Origin of the sequence: Nitrospira sp. (assembly GCA_029194665.1) — a bacterium.
Classification (GTDB): domain Bacteria; phylum Nitrospirota; class Nitrospiria; order Nitrospirales; family Nitrospiraceae; genus Nitrospira_D.
Window position 1 is genome coordinate 412413 of the sequence record JARFXO010000002.1, and the last position, 20017, is coordinate 432429.

Annotated in this window: 12 protein-coding genes and 1 pseudogene; 3 read left to right on the top strand and 10 right to left on the bottom strand. The window is 56.7% G+C overall.

Annotated elements, in window-relative coordinates; all coding sequences use genetic code 11:
* Positions 1-52: 52 nt before the first annotated feature.
* The 3 genes from P0119_07615 to P0119_07625 all read right to left on the bottom strand — a co-directional run bounded on the left by P0119_07615 (position 53) and on the right by P0119_07625 (position 5658).
* Positions 53-1294 carry an efflux RND transporter periplasmic adaptor subunit gene (locus P0119_07615; protein ID MDF0665930.1) on the bottom strand — a complete coding sequence of 414 codons (1242 nt, stop codon included), beginning with the start codon at positions 1292-1294 and terminating at the stop codon, positions 53-55.
* A complete protein-coding gene (locus tag P0119_07620; protein ID MDF0665931.1) occupies positions 1291-4485 on the bottom strand; it encodes an efflux RND transporter permease subunit in 3195 nt (1064 codons plus the stop codon). Before P0119_07620 ends, P0119_07615 begins: the two co-directional genes overlap by 4 nt.
* Before the next feature lie 672 nt (positions 4486-5157).
* On the bottom strand, positions 5158-5658 hold the full coding sequence (locus P0119_07625; protein ID MDF0665932.1) for a hypothetical protein: 501 nt from the start codon (positions 5656-5658) through the stop codon (positions 5158-5160).
* 686 nt (positions 5659-6344) lie between these two features.
* Here P0119_07625 and P0119_07630 point away from each other — a divergent pair.
* Positions 6345-7379, top strand: a complete 1035-nt coding sequence (locus P0119_07630) for a hypothetical protein (GenBank protein ID MDF0665933.1) — start codon at positions 6345-6347, stop codon at positions 7377-7379.
* Positions 7380-7440: 61 nt separating this feature from the next.
* Positions 7441-7779: pseudogene (locus tag P0119_07635) on the top strand (IS481 family transposase).
* 48 nt (positions 7780-7827) lie between these two features.
* On the opposite strand, the gene P0119_07640 reads toward P0119_07635, so the two are convergent.
* The 3 genes from P0119_07640 to P0119_07650 all read right to left on the bottom strand — a co-directional run bounded on the left by P0119_07640 (position 7828) and on the right by P0119_07650 (position 13809).
* Positions 7828-9108, bottom strand: coding sequence for an efflux RND transporter periplasmic adaptor subunit (locus P0119_07640; GenBank protein MDF0665934.1), 1281 nt, complete (start codon positions 9106-9108; stop codon positions 7828-7830).
* 319 nt (positions 9109-9427) lie between these two features.
* Entirely contained in the window at positions 9428-10627 is a 1200-nt protein-coding gene (locus P0119_07645) for an efflux RND transporter periplasmic adaptor subunit (protein ID MDF0665935.1), read from the bottom strand.
* Positions 10624-13809 carry an efflux RND transporter permease subunit gene (locus P0119_07650; protein MDF0665936.1) on the bottom strand — a complete coding sequence of 1062 codons (3186 nt, stop codon included), beginning with the start codon at positions 13807-13809 and terminating at the stop codon, positions 10624-10626. Before P0119_07650 ends, P0119_07645 begins: the two co-directional genes overlap by 4 nt.
* Before the next feature lie 355 nt (positions 13810-14164).
* Between P0119_07650 and P0119_07655 the strand changes: the two genes are divergently transcribed.
* Positions 14165-15049, top strand: coding sequence for a hypothetical protein (locus P0119_07655; protein ID MDF0665937.1), 885 nt, complete (start codon positions 14165-14167; stop codon positions 15047-15049).
* Positions 15050-15358: 309 nt separating this feature from the next.
* On the opposite strand, the gene P0119_07660 is transcribed toward P0119_07655, so the two are convergent.
* The 4 genes from P0119_07660 to P0119_07675 all read right to left on the bottom strand — a co-directional run bounded on the left by P0119_07660 (position 15359) and on the right by P0119_07675 (position 19866).
* Positions 15359-16306, bottom strand: coding sequence for a hypothetical protein (locus P0119_07660; protein MDF0665938.1), 948 nt, complete (start codon positions 16304-16306; stop codon positions 15359-15361).
* A gap of 95 nt (positions 16307-16401) precedes the next feature.
* Positions 16402-17172 (bottom strand): DUF799 family lipoprotein, encoded by a 771-nt coding sequence (locus tag P0119_07665; GenBank protein ID MDF0665939.1) that lies wholly within the window; start codon positions 17170-17172, stop codon positions 16402-16404.
* A gap of 24 nt (positions 17173-17196) precedes the next feature.
* Positions 17197-17952: a hypothetical protein gene (locus tag P0119_07670; GenBank protein ID MDF0665940.1), complete on the bottom strand. Its 756-nt coding sequence runs from the start codon at positions 17950-17952 to the stop codon at positions 17197-17199.
* Between the two features lie 702 nt (positions 17953-18654).
* On the bottom strand, positions 18655-19866 hold the full coding sequence (locus tag P0119_07675; GenBank protein ID MDF0665941.1) for an efflux RND transporter periplasmic adaptor subunit: 1212 nt from the start codon (positions 19864-19866) through the stop codon (positions 18655-18657).
* Positions 19867-20017 lie beyond the last annotated feature (151 nt).

The following is a 20017-nucleotide window of genomic DNA, read 5'->3' on the forward strand; positions in this document are numbered from 1 at the left end:
TCACTTCGTCGGCTCCGGCGTGCTGAGGGTCGTTGGTGTGCCATGGTCACCGTTATGATGATGGCTTTGACTCAGGTGCTTCCGTCGTAGCGAGATCATGTCCCGGCCTCACCTCGGGCTCTTCTGGCGTGACGAGATCATACCCTGGTCTCGGCGTGACGATGCGTACCGCATCGCCTTCGAGTAACGTGTGGAGGGGATTGTTGATGAGGCGGTCGCTCGCGGAAAGCCCCGCCGACACCTCGACCGCGCTGTCCATGAGATTGTTCACGGTGATCGGCTTCAGGTGCACGCGGTTGTCCTCCGTCAGCACAGCTGCTTGTACGGCATCATCTTTTTCGTAGACCAGTGCGCTGGTCGGGATGACAAAGGTGGGCCGATCCACCGGTGCCGTAAGGTGGACAATGGCGTAGGAACCGGGCCAGAGCGCGTGATCTTCATTCTCGATCGTGAAGACCACGGTCGCGGTCCGCGTCGCGACGTCGAATCCACGGGAGACCGTGAGGAACTTGGCGGTCCAATGTCGATTGGGCAATTGCGGCACGGTGACGTCGGCCGTCAAGCTGGGGCGCAGGAAGGGCCCGAAGTACGCCGGCACCTTAATAAAAAGACGCAATCGATCGATGACGGCCACTGTATAGAGATTGGTTTTCGCATTGGGGCTGTGGAGCGTCCCCTGCTTACTGACCAAATCCCCGACGTTGATGTTGCGCTGGAGGACCACGCCGTCAAAGGGAGCAATGATCTTTTTGAACCCGATGAACGCCTCGATGTTCCTGACCTGTTGATGCGCGGCCTCGACGACTGCCGCCTGAGCTCTCAGTTCTTGTTCCTTCACCGTGATCGACTGCTCAGTGACCGCATGATTGTGGCGGAGGGCAATCCAACGCTGCGCGGTCACCGCGGCGAGCCGATATTTGGCGCGTTCCGCATCCAGATCCTTGATGGCCTGCTGATATTGAGCGTCGAGGTCCGGCGTGCTGATATCGGCCAGAATGTCGCCTTTTTTCACCCAGTCTCCGTATTTCTTATGCCACATCTTCACGTAGCCCGTGACCCGCGCGTAGCTTGTCGCCTCATACCAGCCTTGAAACGTACCGGGAAGCGTGATGCTCTCGGTCGCGGACACCGGCTTGGGAGAGATGATGGCTACGGGGGGAGCGATGGCGTTGAGCGTCGTCTCGCGAAGCATGGCGGCGTAGTTTCGGCTGTCATACATCCGATAGCCGAGATAGAGCAGCACGAGCAGGAACGCGAACCACGCCATAGATCGTCCGCTGACTTTCTTCATCATGAGGCAAGTCCTTTTTGCTCAGCCGTCCGCCGGCTGTAAATCATCGCATAGACACAGGGCACGAAGGACAGGGTAAAGACGGTCGCCACGAGCAAGCCGCCGATGACGGCTCGCCCCAGCGGCGCATTCTGCGAATACCCGGTCGCCATGGGGACCATCCCGAGGACCATGGCCGACGCGGTCATGAGCACCGCGCGAAAGCGGGCGGTGCCGGCTTCGATCGCGGCCCGCACCGCGTCGCCGTGCTCTCGGAGCCGGTCGCGTGCAAAGGAGACGACGAGGATCGAATTGGCGGTCGCCGTGCCCATGCACATGATCGCGCCCGTCAAGGCTGGTTCCGACAGCGGCGTCCGGGTCACGAACAACGCCCAGGCAATGCCCGCCAGGGCGCCCGGCAAGGCGGTGACGATGATGAAGGGATCGAGCCAGGACTGGAAGTTGACGACGATCAGCAGATAGACCAGCACCATCGCGGCGAATAAGCCGAAAATCAGTTCCGCGTACGCGTCGTGCATCAGGGCGGCTTGCCCATGGATTTGGATCTCCGCGCTGTCGGGCAACTCATCCTTCAGCTCATGCACCGCCTCCTCGACGTCCTCCAGTAACCCGCCCAGGTCGCGCCCTTCGGGGGAGACATAGAGGTCGAAGAGCGGCATGATATTCCCGTGCGTGACGATGCTCGGTGTGCCCACTGGTTTGAAGCCGGCCATATTGCCGAGCAACTCCATCTCACTCGCCGCATTGCGGTCAAGGGACCCGACCGGGACGGTCTTGAGCGCCGTCATGCCGTTGACCTGCGGTTGCGGAATATAGACATTGATCTGATACGAAAATCCGGTGGCGGGATCGAGCCAAAAGATCTGGTCGACCTGTTGGCTCCCCGCCGCCACCATTTGAAGATTGACGGTGATGTCGCCCTCGGTCTTGTTCGCGTCAAGTCCGTACGTGCGGCGGCCTTCGGCCAGGAGGGTCGGCTGGCGCATCGGTTGCTGGAGCACCACGTCCGAGGCGCCGGGAATCTGGCGCAGCCGGCCGATCAATTTGCGGGCGAACTCATAGTTCTCGTCCTGGTCCGGTCCGTTGACCTGCACATCGATCGGCGCAGGCGCGCCGAAGTTGAGGATCTTGGCCGTCAGATCGGACGGTTGAAAGGTGAATTCGGTCCCGGGATAGCGCTCCGTCAAGCCCTTGCGGAGAATGCGCCGGTACTCCCACACCGGCGACTTTTCATCCTTCAAGAGGACCGTCACATCACAATCCTGAGAACCGATCGTGGGTGTCGGAATGAAGGCGAGGTTATGCGGTCCGATCGGGAGCCCGCAATTACCGATGACGTTCTCCACCTGCCCCGGCAACAACGTCTCGATGTCTTCGGCGACCAGCGACACGATGCGCGCGGACACCTCGATGCGCGTGCCGAGCGGCGCGCGAAAATGCATCTGAATGACATCCGACCGAATCTCGGGGAAGTAGTCGCGTCCCAGGAAGTAATAGAGGGAGAGCGAGCTCACCGCGAGGGTCAGCGCCATGATGACGAAGCTGCGACGACGAGCCACCGCCTGTTCGAGCAACGCACCATAGCCTTGGCGAAATCGATTAAAGCGGCGCTCAAAGCCGGCTTGAAAGCGGGTGAAGAGGCCCAGCAGGCCCGCTAGGTTGGCGCGCCAGCCGACCCGATGTTCCTGATGTCCGGATGCCGCCTCGTGGTGCTCCACGACGAGCATGTATTTCGCCATGGTCGGCACCAGCGTGAACGACAGGATAAAGGAGGCAATCATGGCAATGACGACCGCCTCCGCCATGGGCTTAAACAGATAGCCGGAGGTGCCGGTGAGCTTGAAGAGCGGCAACCAGACGATCGCGATGGCTAACGTGGAGACTACCGTCGGGACGACGATCTCATTGGCGGCATCGATGATCGCGGTCTCCAGCGGCTTGCTCATTTCGAGATGGCGATCGATATTCTCGATCATCACGATTGCATTATCGACCAGGATGCCGACGGCCAGCGCCAACCCGCCCAAGGTCATCACATTGATCGTCTCCCCGAGCCAATGGAGCCCGATGATGGCGCTTAGAATGGAGAGCGGGATCGAGGTGGCGATAATCACCGTCGGTCGCCAAGACCCCAAGAGCACCAGCACGATGAAGCCGACCAGCAGACCGGCGGTGAGCATTTCATGCAGCACGTCCACGATCGACTCCTTGACGAACGTCGACGTGTCGTTGAGGAGCCTGATTTGCATACCCTTCGGGACAATCTTCTGAATGCGCGGGACCATCTCTTTGATCCCGTCCACCACGTCCAAGGTGGACGCCTCCGTGCTCTTCATCGCGACGATGATGACGGATTGTTTCCCATTCACGATTACTGCATTCTGTTGCACCCGTCCCATGAGTTCGGCCGTACCGATGTCGTGCAGGTAGACGAACGCGTTCCCTTCGCGCTTGATCGGAATGTTTTCAAAGTCCTTGATCTGCATCGGGGAGGCATTGGTCAGGAGCATCCAGTCAGTCTGCTTGATCTTGACGTCCCCGGCCGGCAGGATGAGGTACTGTTGCCGGAGCACGGCGTGGACATCCGCCACTGTGATGTGACGAGCGAGCAAGGCTTGCTGGTCGAGGTTGATCATCACTTGTAGCGGAGACCCGCCGTAGGGAAATGGGACGATCACGCCGTTGACGGTGACCAGCAAGGGGCGGATTTGCATGTAGGAGATGTTAAAGAGCTCGGCCGGCGTCATGGTGTCGGAGCTGACTTCCAGCATCGCGACCGGCAGCGAGGACGGCGCGAGCCGCATGATCATGGCCGGCGAAATATCGGGCGGCAAGACTTTGATGACGGTCTGTGCAATGGCGGTGATATCCGCTTCCGCCCGGCCGACGTCGATGCCGTCTTGAAGAAAAATATTGGTGATGCTGATGCCGTAGTAGGAATGACTGTGCAGGTACTTGATCCCTTCGACAGTCGAGGTGACGAAGCGCTCGAACATATACGTGATGCGTCCGTCCAGCCTCGGCGGCAACATGCCGAGGTAGGGCCAGACGATGGACGTAACGGGAATCCGGATGGAGGGAAACACGTCGGTCGGCATCTCTTGGATGGTCAGCGTCCCGAACAGCACGAGCAAGATCGCCAGCACAACGAAGGTGTACGGCCGGCGAAGGGCTATGCTGACAAGTTGCTTCATACGTGAAGTCCGTTGGTCGTCATCTTTTCTGGCTCATATACTGGCATATATGGTCGTGCGCAGGGAACTCGGAATATTGTCGGGTGCAGGAGCCTCGAATAAATCCCAGTGCTCAACATATGCGTCTTCATCGCATGAGGCAGCGAAACACGCGAGAGGATCTTTGGCTGGTAGAAGCTGATAGGATGAGGGTCGAGAGCAGGGTGCAACCCTCGTTGTTGGGCCAGCGCAGCATGAATTCGTTGAATGCCACGCCCGAAGGCAAGAGCGTCTACAGAGAACTTCCGGTTACGGTGGTGTCGCTGTACAAGCGTGAGCCTTCATGCGCACTCCAAGGATAGGCCACTCGTTTTCCGGTGGCTCGACTCAATCTGCCTGATCATGCAGAACGAGGAATACCAGTAATATATTATCAAGGATCCCGCCGTTGATTGGGCTTGCGATAGGTTGAGCGGCCCAATTCTCTTGTCGACGGCTGAGGTTTGGCCTGCGCTCTGCTTTTCTATTCCTACGTAGAGATTAGCCTGCGGCGGCGTGAAGAAAGATGGGGACTTAGGACGGTCGGTTCTGAAGGAAGATTAGAAAACGGCCTGGTACCCCGCGCCCATCTCCGGAGACAACCATCGGTCTGATATCGCCCGGACGACCCCTCCGGAGACCATCGCCATTGATCTACCGCCCCACTCCTGGCAGTCCGAGTCGAATGACCGCGTCCGCGTTCGGTGATTGCGTGATTTCACTGTCGTACCCCGCACGGGACCCCCTGCCGGCCCCCCTGCTGGAACCTCCTCCATACCCCTCGACGTAACCATCCGAGTATCCCCCGCCATACCCCTCGTCGTAACCGTAACCCTCGGTGTAACCTCCGGCGTATCCCTCGCCGTACCCCCCGGAGTTACCTCCGGACCGTGGTCCGACATGTTCACCGGCCATGCCTTCCATCTGTAGCTGGTCCATCAGGGTTGTGGGCAAAGGGTCGTTTCCGCCACCGACAGTCCAATACCGTCCCTCTATCCCTCGCTGACGATCGTAGGAATTCAATGGAAGTTCACAGGAGTCTGGTTCACGAAATTGACCTTGGTACTTGTCGCCGTTGTAATGAGGCCAGGCTTGGACCTCTCCGGGATAGGCGGCCAGAGTCAGGAGACCGAGAAAGATTATGACTTGAGTCATGGGTGCCATCTCCTTTCACCTACGTCTTGCCGTGCGCCTCAGGTGTATGCAGTTGATATGACCTCGAATTCCTATAGTTGCACATGGTAGGGGATGCCGAAATGTTAAATACTTATGGATCAATCGAAAAAATTCTCCCACAGTCGACAACAATATAGAAGCCAGGTCGATGAACCATGACGCTTTCTTCATGAAATCTTCATCAAAACTTCATGATCGAGCAATAGGATTTCCACATCGAGTCAGCATTCCACAGTTACCATGGTAGGGCATGTCCAAATGCTAAATACTATGGTCCCTCCGAAAGACTTCTCCCGCAGCCGGCACGGGCAGGTTCCACAAGATTCAACTGCTGGGCAGTTGAATCTTGGCACTTCAAGTATTGCATATACGATTGTGTCCGGTGCCGGCTGTTTGGCGGCCATGGCGACTGCGGAATCGGAGATCATGAGGACCGTGTATGTGTCTGGCATCGCATATCCGATACTCAGGTGACCTCTCGCAGGGCGGTCGCCATGACAGACAACAAATGGTGACGAATGCATCGCCGGCTGGCTAATGGCGCGGGACCTGAGGACTCTGCGCTACCTAGGCAAGACGCAACCATGCTTGTGCTGCGACTCAGAGCAATCTGACCACAATTCTAGACCGGTGATATCACTGCAAACCAAAAGGAGACTTTCATTATGCATGGAGGAATGCACCATACGAATAGACTCGGACGGATTGTTGCTATCCTGCTCCTTTGGGCGTTCTCGTTGACCCTCGCGGTCGCAATTGCAGCCGCAGAATCCTTGAGCTTCCTTGATGACCAAATCCGGTTCTACCCTGCTCAACGAGAGGGTGACCGTATTCTCATTCCATTTGATCAGCCGCCTGCGGACAACGAGGAGGTTCTCCTTCTCGGACACCATACGGATCTCATTCCCCTCAAACGCCTTCAACAAGAGCCGATTAAGCCGCAGTCAATGACTCACCCTCGGCCGCACTATGTGTACGGTCTCGCGACAGGTCGCCTATTGAGTACAAGAGAGCAGTTCTTAGTGGCTGTGGGAAAGGAGATCACCCCGCTCCTCAAATGGAATGCGGACGACTCGATGAGCGGTAAACGCCAAGGGAGTATGGACCGCGAGGTGACCGATCAACTGTTGGCCAGGCTCTCAAGTGGACCGATGTCCTCGATGCAGGACAACGCAGACACCTCTCTTTCTTTGGAAGACATCGCAATCTCGACTGGCCTGATGTCGTCTGACAGCGCCAAACAGCTGGCCGCCAGCTCCTGCGTGAAACCGGACAAAGGTTTCGAAATCACAGGGCGTCAAATCCTGACTGCGCAAGACTCGATGGCGACGGTCTTTTACCTGCAGCAAGAGCTGCTTCTGCAGGGAGCGCTTCTGCAATCTACACCCGACAAGATATTCGGCGGAAACAACTATGGCGGGCCATCAATGAAAGAGGTTGTCGGCATAGTCGAGCCTGGAGGCTCATGTCGCATACTGGCGTCTGCCACCAGTGACGGCTATGGGCTATATACCAACGGGTCTTTGATGCCTGTTGGCCCGATCTCCGGCATCATTGCACTCTCTACGGGACGATCTATTGCAAAATGGCTCGTCCTCAAGTCATCGATGGCTGCAGTCTGGGGTTATACATTTATTGATCTGTCGATGCCGTTGAACCGTGAACCTAAACGACGATTTCTCCGTGAAGATAAGGTGTAGAAGCGAGAACTTCATCTGACAGTCAGGTAGCGTCCTCTCCTCCACGAAAGGAGTGAGGACGGTGACGACAAAACAGAAGATCATCAGGACCAAGGTGGGGGTCTTGGAACTCGTCAAGCAACTGGACCGCGTCTCCAAAACATGTCGGCTGATGGGCTAGAGTCAAGATAGCTTTTCTCGCTTCAAGGGCTGTCGAGACCGGGGGCGAGGCTGCGCGGCAAGAGATCTCCCGACAGAAACCTCTCCTTAATAATCGAGTGTCCTCAGAGAGGGAGCAGCCCATCGTGCGGATGGCGCTCGACCAACCGGCAGAGGAGCAAGCCCGGGTAGCGAACGAGCTGCGCAAGCAACCCTGACCGTGTCACCAGCCGGTGTCCGCTGCATCCGGCTGCGACATGATGGCGAGCAGGATAATTTTAGATGCGAAGCATCGTCACTGTGCAGAGGATTACCCTGATGGAGGTGACGCAGGTTCTTGGTCTTCGCCGGACGCTGCCGTGACGACGCGCACCTTCTCGCCTTCGAGTAACGCGTTGCTTGGATTGTTGATGATGCGATCGTTTGCGGAAAGCCCCTCTGCCACATCGATCGTATGGGCCGTGAGTCGGCCGATAGCGATGCGCTTGTAGTGGACGCGATCATCCTGCGTCAGCACGGCGACCTGCGCGCCCGCCTCCTGAAACACCAGCGCGGTGAGCGGCATTGTGAAGGCTTGTCGATTGACCGGGGCAGTGATCCGGACCTGGGCGTAAGAGCCTGGCCAGAGCGCATGGTCTTTATTGTCGATCGTGAAAACCGAGGTCACAGTACGCGTCCCTGCCTGGAAGTGACGGGCGATGGTGAGAAAGTTGAAGGTAAAATGGCGATCGGGCAATTGCGGCACCGTCACATCGACCGTCAGGCCCGGATGGAGGAACGGGGCGAACCGTTCCGGCACATTGACAAAGAGGCGCAATTTATCGATAACGGCCACTGTATAGAGGTTGGTGATCCCATTGGGGTTGCTGAGATTACCCTCCTTGCTGACCAAATCACCGACGTTGATGTTGCGTTGAATGACCACGCCGTCAAAGGGGGCGCGGAGCGTTTTGAACCCAATGAACGCCTCGATGTTCTTAACCTTTTGCTCGGCTGCCCTGACCACGGCCGCCTGGGTTTTCATATGCTGTGCTTGCACGGTGACCGACTGTTCGGAGACGGCATAGGTTGGGCGTAACCCGATCAAACGTTTCGCCGTGACGTCGGTGAGTTTATACCACGCACGTTGCGATTTCAGAGCGGCCTTCGCCTGTTCATATTCGGCATCGAGATCCGGCGTGCTGATTTCGGCAAGGACCTCGCCTGTTTTCACTGCGTCTCCGTAGCGCTTGTACCACATTTTCACATAGCCCGTGACCCGTGCGTAGATCGACGCTTCGTACCAGCCCATAATATTGCCGGGGAAGGTAACCGTCTCGGTCAGCGGCGTCGCGACGGCTGGAACAACGGATACGGTGTGGAGGGTTGCTTCAGGCGGGCCGGGATGCAGCGCCGCTGCGTCGTTTCCACTGCCATGAATGTGGTAGGCAAGATAGAACGCGCACGACAGAATCACTATGGAAGCAGCAGTGAGTACTCTTCGGTACCGGGCGATCTGCTCGAGCAACAGTCTGTAGCCTCGAACGGGGTCGTCACCTGACGATGCCCCACCCCCTTGTTCGTTGTGATCATCCATCTGCTGTAGCGTCATGAACAAGGCGTCCTTCGTTTATATCTTCCCTTACTCTCCTACCCTGTTCGATATCAAGCGCACGACAGGGCACTGGTAAAATTTGTCTTACTCGTTGTGAACTGTGATGCAGAAAACATTCACACTTTACCAGTACCCACGACAGGATGAAGCAGGCGAAGGAGCAGCGCCATCATGATGGCCTCTGCGATGTGCGATGGGTGTGAATCGGTAGCCGGACCGGCGCACGATCTGGAAAGAGTCCACCATCAAACCAAACACATCAAGACACTGTCGTTTCCTCGGCTCCAGCGTGCTGAACGCCGTCAGTCGGCCGTGGTCACAGCGACGATGGTGGCTTTGCCTTGGACTCTGCGGTCGTGCCGATGTCATACCCCGGCCTCGGCGTGACGATGCGCACGACGTCCCCTTCGAGCAACGTGGCGGTGGGATTGTTGATGACGCGGTCGCTCGAGGAAAGCCCCTCTGCCACCTCGATCGCGTTGTCCATGAGTTGGGTCACCGTGATCGGTTTGAAATGCACGTGGTTGTCCTCCGTCACCACGACCACTTGCATGCCCTGCTCCTGGTATACCAAGGCACTGGTCGGAATGACTAAGGCCGGCCGATCAACTGAGGCCGTGAGGTGGACTTCAGCGTAGGAACCGGGCCAGAGCGCATGGTCTTCATTGTCGATCGTGAAGACCGTCGTCGCTGTCCGCGTCGAAACCTCGAATCCACGGGCGACCGTGAGGAACTTGGCGGTCCAACGGCGATTGGGCAATTGCGGCACGGTGACATCGGCGGTCAAGCCTGGGTGAAGGAATGGCCCGAAGAACTCCGGCACATTGACAAAGAGACGCAATTTATCGACAACGGCCACCGTAAACAGGTTACTTTTTGCATTGGGGGTGCTGAGATTGCCTTCCTTACTGACCAAATCACCGACGTTGATGTTGCGCTGGATCACCACCCCGTCAAAGGGGGCGATGATTGTTTTGAACCCAATGAACGCCTCGATGTTCTTGACCTGGTGCTCTGCGGCCTCGACGACCGCAGCCTGGGCTCTCAGTTCTTGCTCCTTCACCGTAATCGACTGTTCAGAGACCGCATGATTTGGGCGGAGGGCAACCCACCGTTTCGCAGTCACAGAGGCGAGCCGAAACTTGGCGCGTTCCGCATCCAAATCCTTGATGGCCTGCCGATATTCGGCGTCGAGATCCGGTGTGCTGATGTCGGCGAGGACGTCGCCCTTCTTCACCCAGTCTCCATAGCGCTTATGCCACATCTTCACATAACCGGTGACTCGCGCGTAGATCGGCGCTTCATACCAGCCCTCAATCGTGCTGGGAAGCGTGATGCTCTCGGTCGCCGACATCGGTTTGGGAGAGATAACGGCCACCGTGGCAATGGCGCCTTCGAGCGTTGCTTCGCGGAGTTCGGCGTCATAGTTGCTGCTCTCATGAATCCGATGGCCGAGATAGAGCAGGCAGAACAAAATTGCCAACACGACAACGTGTATTCTGCTACGTCTCTTCATCGCAGGGTCGATGCCTTTTGTCGAGCCATTCGACGGCTGTAGATAATCGCGTACACGCAGGGCACGAAGAACAGGGTGAAGACAGTCGCCATGAGCAAGCCACCGATGACGGCCCGACCCAGCGGCGCATTCTGCGAATACCCGGTCGCCATGGGAACCATGCCCAGGATCATGGCCGAAGCTGTCATGAGCACGGGACGAAAGCGCGTTTTCCCTGCTTCGATCGCGGCCCGCAATGCGTCGCCGTGCTCTTTGAGCTGGTCACGCGCATAGGAGACGACCAGGATGGAATTGGCGGTCGCCGTGCCCATGCACATGATGGCGCCCGTGAGGGCCGGTTCCGACAGCCGCGTATGGGTCAGGAACAACGACCAGGCAATGCCCGCCAGTGCGCCGGGCAAAGCCGTGATGATGATGAAGGGATCGAGCCAGGACTGGAAGTTGACGACGATGAGCAGATAGACCAGCACGATCGCGGCGAGCAGGCCGAAGACAAGTTCAGCATAGGCATCCTGCATGAGGGAGGCTTGGCCATGGATTTGGATCTCCGCGCTGTCGGGCAACTCGTTCTCCATGTCATGAGTGATCTGCTCGACGTCCTCCAGCACCGCGCCGAGGTCACGCCCTTCTGCGGAAATGTAGACGTCGAACAACGGCATAATGTTCCCGTGGGTCACCACGCCCGGGGTTCCCATCGGAGACAAGCTAGCCAAATTGCCGAGCAGCTCCACCCTTGTATCTGACTGATGGCTGGCGGAACCGACCGGGATGGTCTTGAGACTATCGATGCTATTGATCTGCGGCTGTGGGATGTAGACGTTGATCTGATACGAAAACCCGGTTGCGGGATCGAGCCAATAGAGCTGGTCGACCTGTTGGCTCCCGGCGGTCGTCATAAGCAGATTGTCGGCAATGTCCTTCTCGGTCTTCTTCACGTCGAGTCCGAACGTTCGATGGCCTTCGACCATGATGGTCGGCGTGCGCATCGTCTGCTGGATCACCACATCCGCAGAGCCGGGGATCTGGCGCAGCCGGCCCACCAATTTGCGGGCGAACTCGTAGTTCGGATAGTAATCCGGACCGTTGATCTGGACATCGATCGGCGCGGGCTCGCCGAAGTTGAGGATTTTTGCCGTCAGATCGGAAGGCTGAAAGGTGAATGCAGTCCCCGGATAGAGCTCTTTCAAGCCCTTGCGGAGAATACGCCGGTACTCCCACACCGGCGACTTGCCGTCCTTCAAGAGGATCGTCAGATCGCAATCCTGAGAGCCGATCGTGGGTGTCGGAATGAAGGCGAGATTATGCGGTCCGGCCGGCAGCCCGCAATTACTGACGACCTTTTCCACCTGACCGGGCAGCAACGACGAGATATCTTTGGAGACAAGCGAGGCGATACGTGCCGAGACTTCGATACGCGTGCCGAGTGGCGCGCGCAGATGCATCTGAATGACCCCCGACCGAATCTCGGGGAAGTAGTCGCGTCCCAGGAAATGAAAGAGAGAAAAGGAGCCCACCGCGATGGCCAGCGAAATGGCGACAAAGATGCGACGGCGAGCCACGGCCCCTTCGAGCAGCTTTCCGTAGCCTTCGCGAAATCGATTAAAGCGGCGGTCGAAGCCGGCTTGAAAGTTGGTGAAGAAGCTGATCAGTCCCGCCACGTTGGTATGCCGGCCGACCGGATGCTCCAGTGGAGCCTGGTGACCCTTGACGAGCAAGTATTTCGCCATGGTCGGCACAAGCGTGCGTGACAGGATGAAGGAAGCGAGCATGGCAATGATGACCGCCTCTGCCATAGGCATGAACAGCCAGCCGGACACGCCGCTGAGCCTGAAGAGCGGCAACCAGACAATCGCGATGGCCAGGGTGGCGACGAGCGTCGGGACGACGATCTCATTGGCGGCATCGACGATCGCCTGCTCCAGGGGCTTCTCCATTTCCATATGGCGATCGATATTCTCGATCATCACGGTGGCATCATCGACCAGGATGCCGACGGCCAGCGCCAGGCCTCCCAAGGTCATCACATTGATCGTCTCACCGAGCCAATGGAGGCCGATGATGGAGGTCAGGATGGAGAGCGGAATCGACGTGGCAATGATGACCGTTGGTCTCCAGGAGCCCAAGAGCACCAACACGATGAAGCCGACCAGCGCGCCGGCGGACAACATTTCGTGGAGCACGTCCCTGATCGCATCCTTGACGAACTCCGACGCGTCATCGAGGAGTCTGATCTTCACGCCTTTTGGGACGATCTTCTGGATGCGCGGGATCATCTTTTTGATCCCGTCCACCACGTCCAAGGTGGACGCCTCCGTGCTCTTCATCACGACGATGATGACCGTCTGTTTACCCTCCACCAGCACCGCGTTCTGTTGCACCTGTCCCATGAGACGGACTGTGCCGAGGTCGCGCAGGTAGACAAACGCGTTGCCTTCGCGTTTGATCGGAATATTCTCGAAGTCCTCGATTTTCATCGGTGAGGCATTGGTCTGGACGATCCAGTCTGTCTCCTTAATCTTGACGTCTCCGGACGGCAGGATGAGGTATTGTTGCCGGAGCACCTCGTGGACATCGGCCGGAGCGATATGACGAGCGAGCAATTGTTGCTGATCGAGGTTGACCATGACCTGCATGGGCTGGCCCCCGTATGGATGCGGCACGATCACGCCGGGTACCGTCACGAGCAGGGGGCGGATTCGCATGTAGGCGAGGTTATAGAGCTCCGCCGGCGTCATCGTATCAGAGCCTACTTGCAGCATCGCCACCGGAATCGAGGATGGAGCCAGACGCATGATCATGGGAGGGGAAATATCGGGCGGGAGCGCTTTGACCACGTTCTGTGCGATCGCCGTGATATCCGCTTCAGCCCGACCCACATCCACGCCGTCCTGGAGAAAAATATTGGTGATGCTGATACCATAGTAGGAGTGACTATGAAGATATTTGATCCCTTCCACCGTCGAGGTCACGAAGCGCTCGAACATATATGTGATGCGCCCTTCCACCTGCTGCGGCAACATTCCGCTGTAGATCCAGACCACGGATGTGACGGGAATATTGATGTATGGGAAGACATCGGTCGGCATGTCTTGGATCGTCAGAGTCCCGAACAGCAGGATCAGAATGGCGAGCACGACGAATGTGTACGGCCGTCGGAGGGCTATGAGGACAAGCTGGTTCATAGATAAAGTCCACCGACCGAGGGCGTGAGGGGTGTCGCCCCCTCACCGACGACGAATTCTTTGATCGCGCAGAATGGTCTTGTCCGACCAAACGTTTTCAAGCAATATTACGAGAGAAGGTCAGAGCGATCCCTGCGGCAGTATACAGCCTTCACCTTCGGTCGGAAACTAGCTATTTGACTAGGAGTATTCCTCGTGAAGCGCTGACTTCTGCAAGTCACAGTGATGTGACGAAGTATGACGGTGAACAGTACAATCATGCCCTTCGACGCGGATCGTGACCTCGACACAACCGAGGCAGAACAAAAGAGTCTGCGTTACGATTTCGAGCAATCTGACTGAACCGACAAAATCAATGCAAGCCAAACGGGACTCTCATGATGACGGAACGGATCCTACGGGCAATCTCAGACAGGTGGTTTCGATCCTACTCCTCTGGACGATCTCGTTGCTTCTAGCTGTGCCAACGGCAGATGCAGAAACTTTGAGCTTTCTCGACGGCCGAATCCGGTTCTATCCGGCTCAGCGGGAGGGTGATCGCATTCTCATTCCATTTTCTCAGCCGCCTGCGCACAACGAAGAGGTTCTCCTGCTCCATCATCAGACCGATCTCTTTCACCTCAACCGTCTTCAAAACGAGACGATCATGCCGAAGTCAATGGCCCACCCGCTGCCTCACTATGTGTACGGTCTCACGGAGGGCCGACTATCGGATCCACAAGCGCAGTTTCTGGTGGCCGTGGGGAAGGACATCACCTCACTCCTCAAGTGGAAAGCGTCCGACGCGATGAGCAGCCATCAGTCGGCCAGTTCTTGTATGACCCCGGATAAGGGCTTCGTCATCACGGGGCTTCAGGTCCTCATTTCTGAAGAGTTGAACGCGAAGGTCTATTATCTGCAGGAAGAGATCCGGCAATCCTCATCCGACATGATGATCGACGAAGACGAACATTCCGGGATATCGATGAAAGAGATCGTCGGCATGGTCGAGTCTGAAGACTCCTGTCGCGTCCTGGCGTCCAACACCAGTGATGCGTATGGGCTACAGAACAGCGGGTCTTTGGAACCTGTCGGCCCGATCTCCGGCATCATGGAACTGTTCGCGGGACGATCGACTGAACGGTGGCTCGTCCTCAGATCGGCGATGCGCGAAGTCTGGGGTTATACGTTTGTTGAGCTGCTACCGAGGCCGTTGAACCGTGAGCCAAAGCGGCGATTTCTCCTTGAAGACAAGGGGTAAGCCCGAGCATGCTGAAGCACGGTTATCATGGTCACCCTTATTCCTGAGCGGATTCCGATCGACATTAACTTGCTGCCGACTCGACCCAACCCATCTTCTTCATCTCGGATTCCGCAGTAGCCAATGCATCCCACAAATCAGGTCACGGAACATCTTGATCATCAACGCCTTGAGTTATCAATTCTGAACTGCGTCGCAGTTGAATGTCGTCGTCTGTCCCGACTCAGAACTCTCTCAAAGGGGCAACTATTGACCGCCATAACGTTCGACTCTTTATTACCTGCTCTTGATGGAATCATACGCAACAGTCTATTTCGTCACACGAACGACATCCCCGACTTGGAAACCCACGGTCGGGTCACCTTTGGCTTCTGAGACGCGTTCATTTTGGTGATTCACCAGGACAATCTCCCCGATCTGTTTTTCTCTCTTACCCAGCGAATGCCCCGTTTCCGGATCAATCAAATCCTTTCCGGCCCGATAAACGGCCAATTTGGCCCCTGGAGAAAGTTTCGATTTTTCACCGGCACGGATGAGCACCTCGGAACCTTCCACAGACATAATCCGGGTCTGGAAGGGTTGGGCGCTGAGTTTTGCAATCATCTTCTCCATGGCCTTGGAGAAGGCGTCTCTCAGGGCACCATCACGGAGACCGGCGTCAGCGGAGGATCTTGACCCCATGCCCAGCGCACCACCGGTCTCCTTTCGATATTCACCCATACCCGATTCCGCAACCAGACTTCGCCCTGTGGCCACGTCGATGAGAGAATAGTCAACCTGCACCCTGGCGATCTGAGCTTTTTTCTGATAAAGGAGCAAATCCGTTCCTTCTTGGGCTTCTGAATAGCCGGTAATGGCCCCTTGAATCCTGTAGTCGATAGAATCAAATCCTTCCGCCGCGTCTTTCTTCCCCATTTTCACAGCCCCCGTCTGCTGCAGCTTTATCAATTCCTCCTGTTGCTGCATGGCTGAGGTACTAACATCGATAGGTTCCAACCCCGCGCTCTTCAGCATTGTCCGCAGAATGTCCGTTGCGGCTTCGCCAACGCCCAACACTTTCGAGGGAGTCTTATTCGCGAAACTCACAAGACCGATTGTGTATTGGGGGCCGGTGTAGTTTTGTCCGGCGGCTTCGAGTTTTTGTGTCTGTCCGGTCACACTAACATCATCCTTGACTTGACCGGTCATCTGAGCCTGGCATCCGACAAGGGCGGCAACGACTCCCAGAGTAAGCGGTGATAACCTTGAACTTTTCACAGCGTATCTCCTTCAGCGAAGATAGAGTTTATTATGAATTCTGCCTTGCGAACGAATCACGGGGCTGTGTGGTTGTTGAGTACTAGAATGGGCCCTCAATTGAACGATCCACCAGAGCCTGGACCGACGGGAATGTCACGAAGCACACCTCTCACCGCAACAGTGGTTTCCCTAGAAAGAGGCGCTTTGGCGGCCTTCGTGACCACCTTCTCCGTTAATCCCATAACGGCACCGGCAATGATGCCTCCTTCACTAAGGCCCGTAGAGAAACCATCCTGTCGCTCCCATTTCGTGCGGACTGCCGTGCCGAAGAGCGGCGGGAGATCGTCTTCCTCACCGCCAAGCGCACTCGCACTGCCTCCGACGGCGCCCGATGAGCTCTTCACGCCGAATCCGTCAGACCAGACCACTTCACCATTCTTACAATTCACGAGCTTCGCCCGAACCCGTACGGTCTTAATATTAGTGACACCGTACACATCGTGACTGAAGTCTTCGAGTGACGAATACATCACGCCATCCACGCCCAACACTTCACCCAGTTGCTGGGCCGTAGGCATGTCCAGCTGGGTGCCTATGGTAATGCCCATTTGATCTCTGAGGAGCTCATCTGTATCAGGGATGGGCTTGACGTCGTAGGCAAGTCGCCCGACCTCCTCCGCTAGCCGAGTTCGCACATAACTTGCGCCCTCAACATCGTTGGTATTGTTGAGAAGCGGTAAAATTGCCACATGCCGGATCGGGTTCGACGTGTTGGGGGTCACGGTTGTCGGAACACTCATGCAGGCAGTCAGTGCCAGACACACGAAAAGAACTCCGGGCGTTGACATCAACCTCATCTCACCAATCCACGTTCGAACACGCATCAGCCAACCTCCCTATGAGAGTCATCAACGAGGGACAGGTGGTACATCTTGCGGAGATGCATTGTCTCCCATAGGCACTTTTTCCTTCTGACCCGACGGCACGCTTTTCACCGCCTTTTGGGCGGAGGGAGCGGACCATCTCGACAATATCTGAGTCGTGAACTTGTCGGTCACGCTCTGGGCGGCACGAGCAAGCGCTTCATTACCACCACTATGTTGTGCCACATGACGAGCAACCCCATGCCCACGAGCGGAAGCCATCACCTGGCCGGTGTCCACACGGACGGCCGACAGTGTGATGTCCGCAAGATACGACCCCACACTGCTTCCTGGCGTTCGAGGACCTTCTTTCGCTAAGGCTTTCCCTGTGATCACAATGTCCGCCTCAAACTTGTTGCCATAAGATCGGACGGCCGCATTCGTCAGGTCAGCGACGCGGTAAGCGTTGGAGATTTCTATCGTGCCCGTCTTGGTCGAAATATCGATGACCTTAAATCCCTGACCCAAGAACGCATCCTTCAGCACCGATTCACTGACCGCCATGTCGACCGTTTGCCCCACAAATTGAGAACCGCCCTGGCCAAACCAGCTCCACCAAAACATGGCCAACTCCTGCCCGATATTTTGTTCCGATATCATAAATAGGACGCTGGGAAAGGCCTGGTTTTCTGATTCCCCAGGACGGCTGTCCTTCTCCACGATTTCATTACCTCGAGCCGGTACTCCGAGACAGAGAAAAACGATGACGAGGACGCTGAATGCGCTTACCCGTTTGCGCATAGTCTTGGTCTTTCTCCAGCCTGTACCGCACATTGAGGGCTCTCTTGTCCTCCTGGTGCGCGGGTGTTGCATGCGGGCAAGCAAAGTGCGTGCCCCACACACCTATTCGGAGACAAATTCAGAAACAAAGATTTTTCAAGGAATCTCTTAAATCCTCGATCGCTTCGTCGTAGTTCGATCGGAAGCTCGGAGAGCAGAACTAGGTCAAAAAGACACAGCACGTGTCAATTAGATACGTAGATGCGCGTGCTCACGATCTTAGGAAGTAAGTGGGAAATGGAATCAGAAGTCGACCGCCTGTCGAGTAATGACTCACTGCTGTACACCATCCGCATACGGCGTGCGAAGACGGCGTGCTAACTTATACGACCAGTTCCCAACCCCACAATTTCTTGGGATAGTAATTTGAGACACAAGGGTTCTCCATCACCGAGGTGTCCAGGGCGAAACAAATAATGAAGCCCAGCCGGCTCTTCTCACATAAGAAGAGCAATGCGGTCCTGTGGGTGCTACGAGATGAGGATCTGGGCCTGATTTCTCGAGATGTCACATCACGACGGCCACGCTCTCGGCATGACGCGACTACTTGGTCGCGGCCGGGCAGGCTCGCCTGCCTGCTTGGCGGCTTCGTCTCGAATCGTCATGAATAAATACTATGGACTAAGACTCGGCCAGGAGCGCAGGATCTTTTGAAAGCCGTCATCACTGTGTAGATGATTGCTCTGTTGGAGATGGCGCAGACCCTTGTGTGTTGAGAAGGTCTTCACCGGGTGCCGGCGTGACGACACGCACCTTGTCGCCTTCGAGCAATGCGTTGCTCGGATTGTTGATAATGCGGTCGCTTGCGGAAAGCCCCTCTTCCACTTCGATAATTTGGTTCGTGAGCTTGCTGATCGTGATGCGTTTGAAGTGGACGCGGTCGTCCTCGGTCACGACGGCCACCTGCGCGTTGCGCTCCTGAAACACCAGGGCGGTGTACGGCATCGTGAAGGCTTGCCGATTGACCGGCGCCGTAATGTGGACCTGCGCGTAAGAGCCGGGCCAAAGCGTGCGGTCTTCATTGTCGATCGTGAAGATCGTGATCGCGGTGCGTGTGCCCGGCTCGAAGTGACGGGCGATGGTCAGGAAGTTGAAGGTGAAACGGCGATCGGGCAATTGCGGCACCGTCACGTCGACCGTCAGGCCCGGATGAAGGAACGGGCCGAACCGCGACGGCACATTGACAAAGAGGCGCAATTTATCGACGACGGCTACTGTATAGAGGTTGGTGATCCCGTTGGGGGAGCTGAGATTGCCTTCCTTACTGACCAAATCCCCGACGTTGATGTTGCGCTGCACGACCACGCCGTCAAAGGGGGCTAGGATCTTCTTGAACCCGATGAACGCTTCGATGTTCTTGACCTTTTGCTCGGCTGCCTTGACCAGAGCCGCCTGGGTTTTCATGTGTTGTTCTTCCACCGTGATCGACTGTTCGGAGACTGCATAGGTTGAGCGCAGCGCGATCAAGCGTTTCGCCGTCACTTCGGCGAGTTTATACTTGGCGCGCACCGATTTCAGATCGGCCTTCGCCCGCCGATAGTCGGCATCGAGATCCGGCGTGCTGATTTCGGCGAGAATGTCACCGGGCTTCACGTGGTCTCCGTAGTCCTTGTACCACATGTTCACATAACCCGTAACGCGCGCGTAGATCGGCGCTTCGTACCATCCCACAATGTTGCCGGGAAGAGTAATCGTCTCGGTCGGCGGCACCGCCGTGGGAAGGGTGACGGTCACGGCAGGGGCGGTTTCTTCAAGTGTCTCGGGGTGAGGCTCCGCGGCGTCGTTTTTGCTGCCATAAAGGCGGTAGCCGAGATACAGCAAGCACAGCAGAATCGCTAGAGAGACAATGACTTTTCCACGGCGACTGGCGATCATCGGTTCGAGCGGTACAGTGCAGGACCTCCAGCACTCACGGAGGTGGCGCTGAAATCGGACGAGCATGTTCCACGATGGTATCGCTCCGGCCTGCTCGTCATGCTTATGCGCCTCTTGCGACATGAAAGAGGCTTCTTCAATATTTTTCTCT

Bases quoted from the DNA above. Each gene is read 5' to 3' on its own strand.
- P0119_07665 (MDF0665939.1), bottom strand. From the start codon at position 17,172: ATGCGTGTTCGAACGTGGATTGGTGAGATGAGGTTGATGTCAACGCCC.
- P0119_07625 (MDF0665932.1), bottom strand. From the start codon at position 5,658: ATGACTCAAGTCATAATCTTTCTCGGTCTCCTGACTCTGGCCGCCTAT.
- P0119_07620 (MDF0665931.1), bottom strand. From the start codon at position 4,485: ATGAAGCAACTTGTCAGCATAGCCCTTCGCCGGCCGTACACCTTCGTT.
- P0119_07655 (MDF0665937.1), top strand. From the start codon at position 14,165: ATGCAAGCCAAACGGGACTCTCATGATGACGGAACGGATCCTACGGGC.
- P0119_07640 (MDF0665934.1), bottom strand. From the start codon at position 9,108: ATGACGCTACAGCAGATGGATGATCACAACGAACAAGGGGGTGGGGCA.
- P0119_07670 (MDF0665940.1), bottom strand. From the start codon at position 17,952: ATGCGCAAACGGGTAAGCGCATTCAGCGTCCTCGTCATCGTTTTTCTC.
- P0119_07615 (MDF0665930.1), bottom strand. From the start codon at position 1,294: ATGATGAAGAAAGTCAGCGGACGATCTATGGCGTGGTTCGCGTTCCTG.
- P0119_07650 (MDF0665936.1), bottom strand. From the start codon at position 13,809: ATGAACCAGCTTGTCCTCATAGCCCTCCGACGGCCGTACACATTCGTC.
- P0119_07630 (MDF0665933.1), top strand. From the start codon at position 6,345: ATGCATGGAGGAATGCACCATACGAATAGACTCGGACGGATTGTTGCT.
- P0119_07675 (MDF0665941.1), bottom strand. From the start codon at position 19,866: ATGATCGCCAGTCGCCGTGGAAAAGTCATTGTCTCTCTAGCGATTCTG.
- P0119_07645 (MDF0665935.1), bottom strand. From the start codon at position 10,627: ATGAAGAGACGTAGCAGAATACACGTTGTCGTGTTGGCAATTTTGTTC.